This is a genomic window from Anaeromicropila populeti, from assembly GCF_900112775.1.
In the GTDB taxonomy this organism is placed as follows: domain Bacteria; phylum Bacillota; class Clostridia; order Lachnospirales; family Lachnospiraceae; genus Anaeromicropila_A; species Anaeromicropila_A populeti.
In genome coordinates this window covers 1-13,673 of record NZ_FOYZ01000026.1, presented here as the reverse complement: position 1 = coordinate 13,673, position 13,673 = coordinate 1, and the positions used below count along the sequence as shown (strand labels likewise).

Genomic DNA, 13,673 nt, shown 5'->3' with positions numbered 1-13,673 from the left:
CATGAATTATCTGAAACGGGAAATGGTAACCCATGGAGTGGAACTTGGGCCTGGAAACGTTCTGAGCAGCCTGATGAAACATAATATATCAGATATTAAGATATATGCCTATGACAAAGAGGAAGAGCAGGAGAAGCTGAGAGCATATATTGAGAAGACAACCATACCGTTTTTATCCAGATGCCTGGGAATTGCAGTAGCAACGAAAAACAACAACTGGAAGGAAGAGGATTACCAGACAGGAGTAAAGGAGCCATACGAGAAAATCCGTCAGATGGAGCAAAGGACAGAGGAAGAGAATCGAAAGGCAACCAGGGAAGAGATGGAGCAGGCAATGGAGCTGCTGAAAAAAATATTTGAGACAAAACAGACAGAAAAAGAAGAGCAGGAGATGCGGTTCAAGCAGTTATTCCGGGATACAGGAACAGAAGATATATTTCTAAAGAAATAAAGTAGTGTCCAGATCATGATAAGTGGAGGTTAGTATGAATTTCGACGTATTAAATAATTTTTCAGAACAGCCTGAAGAATGCGAAATGACAGAGCAGGCACAGGGAATTGCGATAATTGGAATTCATGCACAAATTGGAAGTACGAAAAGTGCAGAAGAATTCTGGGAGGCAGTTAGAAATGGCCGGGATATGATTTGCGATTTTCCCAATGGCAGATGGAAAGATGTGAATGATATATACCAGAAAAAGTACAAAAGAGGGCTGCCGGACGAACTTGCACAGGAAGCCTATCTGGACAGAATTGATTTGTTTGACGCAGAGTTCTTTCATATTACACCAGCAGAGGCAAGGCTGATGTCACCCTTGCAAAGACTTTTCCTGGAATCTGCGTGGACCGCAATTGAAGATGCCGGATATGGCGGAGATTTGATCAAGGGAACCAGAACAGGCGTATACGTTGGATATAGTAAAATGGGAACCCAGTATGAAGAACTGGCAGAGGAAGAAAGTGAAGGCTATAGCGGAGTACTTGTTTCGGGAAATGTTACCTCTCTTATTGCAAGCCGAATCAGCTATCTTCTGAATCTGAGGGGGCCTGCCATGATAACCGATACGGCATGTTCCTCCTCACTAGTAGCTTTGCATCTGGCATGTAAACAGCTTTTGGACAGAGAAATCGATATGGCAGTTGTAGGGGGAATCCGTTTAGCAATTCTTCCAGCGGAAAAAAACAGAGAACATATGGGAATAGAATCCTCTTCCGAAAGAACGAAGACATTTGATAATAGTGCAGATGGTACAGGTGGAGGAGAGGGAGTGATATCCGTTGTATTAAAGCCACTTGTCCAGGCACAGGAGGACGGGGATTCTATCTATGCGGTAATTAAAGGAAGCAGTATCAACCAGGATGGCAGTTCTATAGGGATTACTGCCCCCAACGTGGCAGCACAGGAGGATGTAATTGTAAATGCGTGGAAGGACGCCAGAATAGAACCCGAAACGATTTCTTATGTAGAAGCCCATGGAACAGCAACAAATCTAGGTGATCCAGTGGAAATGGAGGGGCTCAAGAGAGCATTTGAAAAGTATACAGACCGAAAGCAATTCTGCTATATTGGTTCGGTAAAAACCAATGTAGGGCATTTGGATGCAGCTGCGGGATTGGCGGGATTACTAAAAGTCATTATGATGCTTAAATATAAAAAACTGCCTCCTTGTTTATATTTTCAGACTCCAAATAAAAAAATTGATTTTACAGCCTCACCTATGGTTGTAAATGATCTGGTAAGAGACTGGGAACAAGAGGGGAAGACAAGAAGATGTGGAATTAGTTCCTTTGGAATTAGTGGAACCAACTGTCATGTGATTCTAGAGGAATATGTATCAAAACAGAAGGAAAATAAACAGCAAAGGAACCCATATCAAATCGTAACTATGTCAGCCATAACGAAAGTACAGGTTATACAGATTTTTAAAAGTTATCAGGAATTTCTTATGAGGCATCCAGACTGTGATTTTGAAGATTTCTGTTACACTGCTAATGCGGGAAGAGGGCATTATACTTGCAGACTTGCGGTTATAGTCAAGAGTAAAGCAGATTTTCTTAGTGTAAATTTAACGGAAGAAACGATAGGAAAGCAGGCAGAAGAGTATTATTATGATGAACACAAAATAACAGATAGGAAGATGAAAACAGATTCACGATGTATTACAGAGGAAGAACAGCAGAAGCTGTCTGCCCAAGCTGACTATCTGCTTCACGAAATGAAGGAGGACCAGTCCAAAGAAATCCTACAAGCTTTTATTAGTCTGTATATTGGTGGAGCAAATCCAGACTGGAAGGCACTCTATTATGGAGGCGATTATAAACGAATCAATATACCAACCTATCCATTTGCAGGGAAAAGGCACTGGTTAAAAATGAAGTGCAGCGAGGAAAAAGGGAAAAAGCCAGTTTCTAAAACGATGCTGCATCCATTTATTGAGGAGTGTACCGCCAATACGTATGGGATAAGGATTTACGCTTCGGAAATGGCTCCTGAGTTACAGTGGATTTTAAAGGAACACAAAATAAATGACTATTATGTGCTGCCAGGTACTGCCTATATTGAGATGGCACATTTTGCAGGCAGACAGGTTTTTCAGACGGACCAGATTGAAATTAACGATGTTGTTTTTATGTCACCGTTGGTTTGTGGTGAGGGAGAAAGACGTATTTTAAACATAATTTTAAATACAAGACCGGAACATACAGATATTGCTATTGCCAGCCGTAATGAGACGGAAGAGGACTGGGTGTGTCATGTTGAAATGAGCATAAAAGCTAGAAATAAAGAAAGCGAGTTTGGAAAGGAAAATGCAGATCTTCAGCAGATTATGAAAAGGTGCAGGATGCTGGAGCAAGAAAGCTTTTCCCAATCAGATGGTATTGTAAAATTATCTGGACTACGGTGGGATAATACAAAAAAAATCTGGTTCAATGAAACAGAAATTCTAGAATACATGAGTCTAGATGAAAGTCTGGAGGAGGAACGCAAACAGTTCTATTTATATCCAACCTTGCTGGATGGTGCTGTAAACGTGGGAAATGTGCTGACAGAAGGATTTCATTTACCATTTTCCTACAAAAAAGCTGTGTTTGCCCAGGAACTTCCTGATAGATTTTATAGTTATCTTAGAAAAAGAACAGAAAAGAAGGAAGAAGAGATATCTGTATTTGATATTACAATTTATGATGAAAACGGTAAGGAAATAGGCTATATTGAAGAATATGCATTGAAACGGGTGAGAAGACCAGAAGCTTTTATTGCAAATCAGAAAGAAGAGCAGAATAAGTATTATGAAATAAAATGGGTTATTGAAAAGGAAAAGAAACTGAATAGTTCGGACAAGGCAGGAAAAATACTTGTTATTTGTAAGGAAGGGTACCAGAAAGAAACATTCATTCAATCTCTGGAGCTTCAGTCAGGAAAGGAAGTAATCGTACTTGCAATTGGAGAAAATTACAAACAGGATTCAGAAAAATACATTGTGGCAGGAAACAGTCAAGAGGATTTTAATAAGGCAGTTACCACTGTTTCTCACAGCAGAATATCAGATGTGATCTATCGGTATGACCCAGATACAGCAGAAGAGGAAGGTATTAAAAATACAGATTCCATGAAGGCGTTGTTTTATTTGGTCAAAGCCATTTTACATTGTAATATCAGTTATGATGTGGAGTTTACGATTTTAACAAAGCTGGCAATGGAAGTTACGGGAGAGGAAGAAGGAATCAATCCAGCAGAAAATATGCTGGTCCAGGCAGGGCATTGTATAGCCGCAGAATATAACAACTTAAAGTTGAAAGTAATTGACCGGGACGATGCTACAGCAGAGGATGTGATTATTCAAAAAATATTTGAGACAGGCACCATGTTTATTACCGTATTACGTAACAATCAGAGCTATATTCAGAAACTGTCAGCTATCAGACCTAATCAGGAAAAGGATAAGCTGCCACTGAATGAAAAGGGGGTTTATGTAATTGCAGGAGGGTTTGGCGGTATGGGAATTACATTTGCCAGAACCATATTGGAAATAAACCCTGACAGCACGCTTTTTCTTTTGAACCGCAGCTTTGATGAAAGTATGGAGTTGTCATGGATAAAGGAAAATTGTAATCAGAAGCAGTTATTATTTCTGGAATGGGCCGCTGACAAAAAGGTGCATCTAGTGAAAGCAGATCTATCAGATACTGGCCAGTTAAAAAAGGTCTTTGACAGGATTCATCAGGAGCATGGAAATATTGATGGATTAATTCAGGCTGCAGGAGCTAAAGGAGATGGATTCATTTACCGAAAGGAATGGGATACCTTTCAAGCCGTATTAAATCCTAAGGTAGAAGGAACCTGGAATTTATATAAAATGACAGAACAGGATTCAATGGGATTTTTTATGATGTGTTCGTCATTTGCTTCCGTTTTTGGCTCGGCAGGACAAAGTGACTATGTTGCTGCCAATGCATTTTTGGACAGCTTTTCTTACTTCCTTAGAAGAAAAGGCATTAAGGGTATGGTAGTAAACTGGACCGGATGGAGTGAGTCAGGAATGGCATACCAGAACAAGGTGGATACAGAAGCAGGTATAGTAGAATTCTTAACTGATGCAGAAGGAGCAGCAGCGTTTGAACATATTTTAAAATGGCAAAGGACAAGGGTTCTGGCAGGAAGAATACGAATGAGGGCAGCAGAAGGGGAAAGAGAGGAATTGGAAAGAAAAATAGATATGTCGGAAATTCAGCAGGACAGGGAAGAAGTAGTAAGGGAACAAAAAAACGTAAATGAAATAAGTGATGTCATTATAACTGGAAAAAGTATGGACAAGCTGACCGATACAGAAAAACAGATTATTGAAATATGGGCACAGACGCTGGGAGTTTCAGAAATAGATGTAAATGAGAAGTTTTTTGAAGCTGGTGGAAACTCACTATTAACAGCTGCCCTTCATAAGGGAATCAATAAAATATATCCAGGAATTATGTCTATAACAGATATTTTCATCTATTCATCCGTATTGGAAATTTCAGAATATATTGATTCCAAAACAGGAAAGAAGAAGCCAGTGGTGTTTGAAACAATTGAGGAAGATGACGAAGAGATTGATGATTTGCTGCAAAAGTTTGTTAACGGCGATATTAGTAAGGATATGATGGAGCACTTAATTTAATGGGAAAAGGAGAGGCGGTTGCAATGAATAATATTAAAAAATATATTCTCACACAATTAGAAAGTAAAGAAATAACGCAGGAAGAGGCTGCCATATTTTTAAAGGAGCTGCAGCAGAATAAGGGAGAACGGGCAGATGGTGTTGCAGTAATTGGTATGTCGTGCAGATTGCCGATGGCAGATAATACAGATGAATTCTGGGATAATATAGTAAATGGGAGAAATTGTTTTGTTTCAAAGCCACCAGAAAAGATTTTGTGTGAAAAGGCAATTAAAAATCCGTACTATGCAGAATTATTAGAGCTGTCACCTTACGATGAAGAAGAAGGACAAAATCTGGAAAAATATATTGGGGCTTTCATTAATGATATCGACAAATTCGATGCCAGTTTTTTTGGCATATCACCTAGGGAAGCAAAGTATATTGATCCAGGGCAGAGAGTATTTATGGAAACGGCATGGGGTGCTTTAGAAGATGCTGGCTACAGTGTGAATAATATACGAGATACTAATACAGGTGTGTATGTGGGAAAGGATTATTCCAACAGCATTTATTATAAACTGCTGACAGAGCCAGATCCGATGAAATTAACGGGAAACTGGGAAGGTATTCTGGCAAGCAGGATTAGTTACTTATACAATCTGCGGGGACCGGCAATGGTAATTGATACTGCGTGTTCTTCAGGGCTTGTCAGTGTTCACGCAGCGTGCAATGCCATTAAAAATGGTGAGTGTGATATGGCAATTGCTGGTGGTATTTCTATTGGTGCAGGTGGCAGTGACAGTGAAGCAGAGCAAGAGACAAAGGACACAGATGGAGGGGCATTAAGTGCAGTGTCTTCCGAGGACAATAAAGTTAGAACCTTTGATAAAAAATCAACTGGCTCTGTATTTGGAGAAGGAATTGTGGTATTTGTTCTTAAATCACTGAAAAATGCCATAAAAGACAAGGATCATATTTATGGTGTGATTAAAGGAAGTGCTATCAATAATGATGGTGCATCCAATGGATTAACCGCACCAAATCCAGCCGCACAAAGTGATGTAATCATTAGTGCATGGAAAAATGCAAAGGTATCACCAGAGTCTGTCAGTTATATTGAAACTCATGGAACGGGAACATTATTAGGAGATCCCATTGAAATTCTTGGATTAAACAAGGCATTTGAAAAATATACAAATAAAAAACAATTTTGTGGAATCGGTTCTGTTAAGACAAATATTGGACATTTGGTTGCAGCCTCTGGCTGTGCAAGTCTGCTAAAAGTATTGTTATCCATGAACCACCATACATTAGCGCCAAGTATTTATTTTGAAGAGCCAAATCCTCATATTAATTTTGTGGATTCTCCTGTTTATATAGTAGACAAGAAAAGTCAGTGGAAGGATGAGGAACATCCTTTGCGGGCAGGGGTCAGTGCGTTTGGATTTAGTGGAACAAATTGTCATGTAATTGTAGAAGAGTTTAAAGAACCTGTTACTGTCAGCAGAACAAAGGAAAATCAGGTAGTTACCTTTTCTGCCAAAACAGAAACATCATTGAAGGCATTACTGAAAAAGTACCAGCAGTTTTTTCAAAGCCGCAGTGAAATTGATTTGCAGAATCTCAGCTTTACAACAACAGAATGCCGCGGCCATTACGAATATCGTATTGCTATGATTGTTGATGACTATAGTAAATTAACAGACAATATCCAGTATTTATGTCAGAAGGGAATCCAGTCAGATGAGGAAAAGCTAATATTCTTTTCCAAGCACAGTATAGTATCTGATAAGCGTCAACATAAGGCTGATGGGGAAATTTCAGAGAGCGGATTCAGAGAGATAACAACTCAGGTAAATGAAATTGTTGAGGAAATGATGAGCCATTCCCTGAAAAATGATGTTCCAATGCTTACCAAGCTTTGTTCCTTGTACGTAAAGGGTGCAAGCCTGGAATGGAGCAGGCTGTTTGCCAATACCAATGCAAGAAAAATTTCTCTTCCTTCCTATGCATTTGATAAAACAGTTTATTGGGGAGATGAAAAGGTAACTCGGATTCAGGCAGATATCGAAGACAGCGGAAAGAAGTTTCATCCGCTTGTTGAAAAATGTTTGGTTAAAACAATCAATCAAAGCGTGTATTTAATTAAGTTCAGCCTTGATAAGCACTGGATGATTCAGGAACATAAAATTTTGGGAAGTAATATTGTACCAGGGACTACATACATTGAAGTTTGTAAGGAAGCATGCAGAAGGCACTTTCAAAACGATAATGTAATGTTTCACGATATTCATTTCTTAACGCCGCTGGTTGTAAGAAATGATGAGCCTTTTGTGGAAACACATATTATTATTACAGATGAAGAGAATGGAGCTAGTTTTACAGTTGTCAGCAAAAAAATGGACGAAGAGGACAATGAAGTATGGGAGAAACATGCAGAGGGAAGAATTGGTATTCACGATGGTATTGTGGAAAAAGAGATTTCCTTTGGGGATTATGAAAAGATAGAGGAAAAAGAAGATTTTTCATTCCATCTAACAGAAAAAGAGTCTGATGACGGAGTGTACCTTGGACCTAGATGGCGTTGTGTGAATCAGATGTTTAAGTACAAAGAAGGGGATAGGGATATCCTGGTTGCAGAGGTGAAGATTGCAGAACAGTTTAAGGATGATTTAAAAGAATACCAGTATCACCCAAGTATGGCAGATGCGGCGCTAAATTTACCGGTACAAGCATTTACTGGTTTTGAATTATATCTTCCATTCTATTATTCGGATATGAAAATCTATAAGAAGCTGCCTGGGCATTTCTATAGTAAATTAGTGAAAAAAGAAGGTTCATTAGGAGCCGACATTTTAACTTTTGAAGTGACACTATCTGATTTGGATGGAAATGTAATTGCCACAATTGGAGAATATGCAACGAAAAAGGTAAATCAGTTTAATAATTATGTAGCTAACAAATATTATCATGTGACATGGGAAGTAGACGAAAAGCAGCCGTCTTCAGAACAACTGATAATTCCAGAAGGAAATATTATGATTTTTGGTCAGAATTCTTATGTTTCGGAATTAGAAAAGTACATTGATAATGGAAAAAATAAATTATACTACGTGACAGCAGGTGACAGCTATGAAAGGATAGATGCAAACCATTATGTAGTCAATACAGAAGAGGACTATGTGAAATTTATCCAGCAGACAGGGCAAACTTCTTTTTCAGCTGTTTACCATATGAGTACTATTGATTTGGAGCGTAAAACAATTGAACTAGAAGAGTATGACAAGCTTATGGGGGACGGGGTATACAGCCTGTTGTTCCTTACCAAAGCATTACAGAAAGAAATAAAAGGACATACCGATTTGGTACTGGTATCTAGTTATGGTCATTCTGTAAAGGAATCAGATCCAATAAATCCACTAAATGGAGCTTTTCTGTCACTGGCAAAGACTCTGATTCAGGAATGTACCAACCATAGCTACAGATGTCTGGATATAGATGCCAGCACACCAGCTAATCAGCTTGTCAAAGAAATGCTCAGTGCAGACGGCAGATTCCGAAGTGCATTTCGAAACAATGTCCGTTATGTAGAACAATTGTCAGGTGTTGAACTTTCTAAGACGGAGGAGACCAAATTTACAGTTAAGCAGGATGGTGTTTATCTGATCACTGGTGGTACAGGAGGATTGGGAGCTGAAGCAGCCTTATATCTGGATAATGCCAGACATATCTGCCTTTTGGGAAGAAAGCAGGTACCAGACCGTTCGGAATGGAAGGATATACTTGAGAAAAATGAGAACAGAAAGCTTTGTACATTGATTAAGAACCTTATGAATCTTGAGGAAAATGGGGTTGATGTGTTAATCCGCTATGCAGAGGCAGACTGTTATGAGCAGATGAAAGAATTAGTAGAAGAGTTAAAGGATAGATACGGTAAAATCAATGGTATTCTCCATTGTGCAGGCGTTGCCGGAGATGGATTTTTATATACAAAGACGGTGGACAAATTTAATGAGGTTATTTATCCAAAAATATATGGAACAGCTGTGTTAAGTCAATTAACAAAAGAAGAAAATTTGGACTGCTTCATTTTATATTCTTCCATGCAGACTGTATTTGGCGGCGCAGGTCAGGGCGATTACACAGTAGCAAACACATTTTTGGATGGTTATTCCCAATACCTTAGAAACCAGGGAATCAAGGCTAAGTCCATTAACTGGCCAGCCTGGAGCGAAACGGGAATGGCAGCAGATTATCAGGTTGCGGACAGCGTTACCTTGTTTCAAGCAGTGACCAATTCCCAAGGTATTCTGGCGTTAAACAGTATTTTAAATCATAATATCAGCAATGTAATTCCAAGTGATTTAAATTATGCTTTTCTGGCTCAGATCGGGGAAGAAAATATGCCTGTTAACCTGTCAGTAAAAATTAAAAAGAATCTGGAAAGATACAAAAAGAGAAATGCGTCTGACGGTAAGGCAGATATCAGAAAATTTAATCCAGAGGAATTGCTGATTTTAGGAAATGCAGACGACTATACAGAAACACAAAAGCAATTAGCTTATATTTATGCAGAGGTATTAAATCTAAGTGAAATTGATATTTACGAAAGCTTTAATTCTATGGGCGGAGATTCGATTATTGCTACAGAGGTATTAAAAGTGTTAAATCAGATTTACGGAGATTGTCTGAGCATTTCGGATATGTTTTCCTATTCCACCATTGAAGAAATGGCAGCATACATTGACTCAAAAAGGGAAGATGCTTGTACAGAGGTAGAAGATACCAACCAGTACGAAAAAATGATGGATAAGTTTGAAAAAGGCGAAATTGACGTAGAAGATATGATTGATTTTTTTGACGAAGAAAATGAATAGACTAACAGAAAAATACAAAGGAAAGGAGTGATATGCAGCTCTTTGCTGCATACAGAACCATATGAATTTAGCAATTGTTTTTCCAAACGAAGATTCTTTTTACAGAAGAATGGGAATTGAAATATATGAAAATTTTGAAAGTTTTCAGAATCTTCTTAAGAGGGCTGAAAAGTATTCTAGGATGAAGCTGAAGGATGTGCTTATCTATGAAAATTGTGATTATGACTGGGATATTGTTTCTAAACGGGTTGCGGTACTCCTTACCAGCATTGGGTTTTATCAGATTTGGAAGGAAATATATCAAACAGAGTGTGATACCTTGATTGGCTACGGAACAGGATATTTAGCAGCATTGGTTTGCGAAGGGGTTTTAAAGGAACAAGATGCAATATCAATGCTTCAGAAAAAAAAGGTGAATTCAGGGGCTGTAGTAGAAACAGCTAGTTCCAAAACCATTTGTTTATCCAAAGGGAGATTACCTCAGTCAAAACAAGATATTTTAGAGGAAATAGAGTATTGTTTATGGAATACTCCAGATGACAGGAAATGGAATGAAATCATTCAGAAAATGGACGGAAAGCTTCTGTTGGAAATAGGACCAGATCATAAACTATCCGATCGGCTGCAAAACGTTTCCTGTGGAGCATTTACCTGGCTTGATCGGGAAGGAGATTCTGCTTATATTCTGGAAAATTTCCAGATGAAGAAATTTTTTAACAGGCAGTACGGGGTACGGAGGCTCCTTGCCGTTATTGCAAGTACACAGAATTATAATCCAGAAGAGGAATCCCAGGAAAAGATACTGGAATGCTATTCAGCGGTAAAAAAGGTGCTGGATGTATCATTGCAAGGTGGTGGGACAAAAATATCGGACGATGACTGGAACTTATGCGTTGAAAAAGTAAAGGAAAATTTTGCAATTAAAAGAACAACAAAGGATGAAATAAAAAAACGACTAGAAAAACTAGAGAAGGAAACCTTCATTGAATTTCAGGAAAGCTTCAAGGATACAGTTAATTAATGAGATGAAAAGAGGTTAACAATGTACAATGTAAACGATATTTCAAAATATATTTTGCAAGAATTAAAACAGGGAAACATTAGCAAAGATGCCGCTTTAAATTTAGTGAAAAAACTTAATATGAAAGATGAAATTGCCATTATCGGAATGGGATGCCGGCTGAAGGATACAGAAGACTATGAAGAATACTGGGATACTATTGTAAAGGAAAATGGTAAGGTTCACCGATGCCAAAAAAGCCGTATTGATTTAATCCGATCCAATATGCCGTCTTCAACAATCAATGAGGAGACTAAATTTTCTAAGGGCAGCTATATGGACGGGCTGGATATGTTTGATTATAGCTTTTTTGGTTTTAAAAAAGAAGAAGCAGATTATCTGCCTCCATCCTTAAGAATTTCTTTGGAAGTTGTTTACCGTGCATTAGAGGATGCGGGATATCTGGGTGAACAGCTTCAAAATAATAAAATGAGTGTATTTCTGGGAAACAATTTTACAAAGGATACCTATTTTTCTTATTTAAAGATGTGTCTGGAGAACCAGTTTTATTCCATACCATTAGAAGGAAATCTTTTTAATATTACCAGTGGACTGGCAACAAGAATTGCAGGATGTTTTGATTTAAAAGGGATGGCTTATATGGTGGATGCCAGCTGTCCTTCAGCGGCGGTGGCAATTCACAATGCCTGTACGGCCATTAAAACGAAACAATGCTCGACTGCAATTGCTGGTGGTATGCTGTTTGATCTGACTCCAATAAAAAGATGCAATATGTCCAACTGGATTTTCCTGCATCCTGATGATGTAATTACAAAAATGTTTGATGAAAATCCAGGTGGAGGGTATATTGGGGAAGGAATGGGCGTGCTTGTTCTAAAATCCCTGAAGGAAGCCATAGAAGATGGAGATTCCATTCATGGTATCATCAGTGGCATGTCTTTTAATAATAATGGAAGTGACGGCAATTTCACTCAAAGCTGTATGGAGGATGTGAAAACAGCAACGGTAAATGCCTTTAAAGATGCCCAGGTAGATGTAAATGATATCGGATTTTTAATTGATGAAGGATATCCCAATAAAATGGAGCAGGGAATTGAGCTGTCAGGACTAATAGCTGGATTCAACCGTTTTACAAATAAAAAACAGTTTTGTGGCTTAGGTGGAATTGCAAATTATGGATACCTGCAATCGTCTATTGGTGTATTTTCCATGATGTTGTGTTCTCTTGCATTAAAGAAAAAAATAATTCCTCCAGTTTATCATTTTTGTACACCGACGGATGCTGTAAATTTGTGCAGGAGTCCTTTTTATGTCAGTGACATCCCGAAGGAATGGATTTGCCAGGAGGGACATTCCAGATATGCCGTTTCTCATATTTACGGATATGGGGGGACTAATATGGTATTTGTGCTGAAAGAGCCGCCAGCAGTTGAAAAGAAGGAAAAGAGAGAAAGAGAACAGGAATTATTTATTTTGACGACAAAAACAAAAAAGTCTATGCTAAAAATGATAGAACAGTATATTACGTTTTTATCGGAAGAAAAGGATGTAAACTTATTGGATATTTGCTATACGGCATCAACCAAGCGGATGATTTTCAGAGAATACAGACTGGCAATAGCTGCTCATGATGTTCAAGATTTAATTGGAAAATTGAAAATGGTTCTGCGAGGGGAACTAAATTCAGAGGAGATTGTTTTTGCAGAACATGAGGTTACAGAGAAGGAGAAGAACACAAAGATAAGATATACTTCCGTTAGTGATAAAACATTATGTGAAATTGCTGCTGAATTTGGACAACAAAAAAGTTTCTTATTTGGGGAACTGTATCAGGACTGTGGGGCAGAATTTTGTAAAATTCCTAAGTATATTTTTGATAGAGAAAGCTGTTGGGTATTTAAGGATAAAAATATGAACCAGTTAAAATTCATACTACAAAATATTAAGGCAGGAAAAAGTACGGAACAAGGCGATAATCATTAGAAAAGGAGGCATTATTAGCATAGAACAGGTGCTGATAAGAAAACATATGGAAAAAAGAGCATTTTTATTTTCAGGACAAGGCGCCCAGTATGTCGGAATGGGAAAAAGAATATGTGAAAAGTCAAAAACGGCAAGGGAAGTGTTTGACGAGGCAAGTGAAGCATTAGGGTATGATCTTAAGAAAATGTGTCTGGAAGGAAGCAAGGAGGAACTGACGCTGACGTATCATGCACAGCCAGCAATTCTGACAGTTAGTACAGCGATGTACCGAATTTGCTTAGAGGAAGGAATCCGTCCAGACATTATGGCAGGCCATAGTCTGGGAGAAATCTCTGCATTAACCTGTGCAGGCGGAATTGCGTTTCGGGATGCCGTAAGAATTGTAAGAAAGCGTGGAGAGTTTATGCAGGAGGCAGTTCCTGTAGATAAGGGGAGAATGATTGCGGCAGGAACAAGAGAGGCAGAGAAGCTAGAAGAAATCTGCAAAAATGCCAGCCGGGAAGGAAGAAAGGCGGTTATCTCTAATTATAATTCTCGAACCCAGTATGTGGTGTCAGGAGATAAGAAGGCGGTAGAGGAAGTGGCAGAGAAGCTGGAAGCAGAAGGAATCCGTGTCAGCTATCTGAATGTAAGTGCACCATTTCACAGTCC

6 protein-coding genes are annotated in these 13,673 nt (G+C 38.6%); all 6 read left to right on the top strand.

What is annotated here, in order from left to right:
* Window positions 1-451: hypothetical protein (locus tag BM305_RS18240; protein ID WP_092564340.1), on the top strand; the 451-nt coding region annotated here is incomplete at its 5' end.
* Window positions 452-485: 34 nt separating this feature from the next.
* Window positions 486-5,159 (top strand): type I polyketide synthase, encoded by a 4,674-nt coding sequence (locus tag BM305_RS18235; protein ID WP_092564338.1) that lies wholly within the window; start codon window positions 486-488, stop codon window positions 5,157-5,159.
* Window positions 5,160-5,182: 23 nt separating this feature from the next.
* Entirely contained in the window at window positions 5,183-10,018 is a 4,836-nt protein-coding gene (locus BM305_RS18230; RefSeq protein WP_177214804.1) for a beta-ketoacyl synthase N-terminal-like domain-containing protein, read from the top strand.
* A gap of 61 nt (window positions 10,019-10,079) precedes the next feature.
* A complete protein-coding gene (locus BM305_RS18225) occupies window positions 10,080-11,039 on the top strand; it encodes an ACP S-malonyltransferase (RefSeq protein ID WP_092564334.1) in 960 nt (319 codons plus the stop codon).
* A gap of 21 nt (window positions 11,040-11,060) precedes the next feature.
* Window positions 11,061-13,022, top strand: a complete 1,962-nt coding sequence (locus tag BM305_RS18220; RefSeq protein WP_092564332.1) for a beta-ketoacyl synthase N-terminal-like domain-containing protein — start codon at window positions 11,061-11,063, stop codon at window positions 13,020-13,022.
* A gap of 28 nt (window positions 13,023-13,050) precedes the next feature.
* A partial coding sequence (locus tag BM305_RS18215; RefSeq protein ID WP_207649516.1) for an ACP S-malonyltransferase occupies window positions 13,051-13,673 on the top strand: 623 nt, incomplete at its 3' end.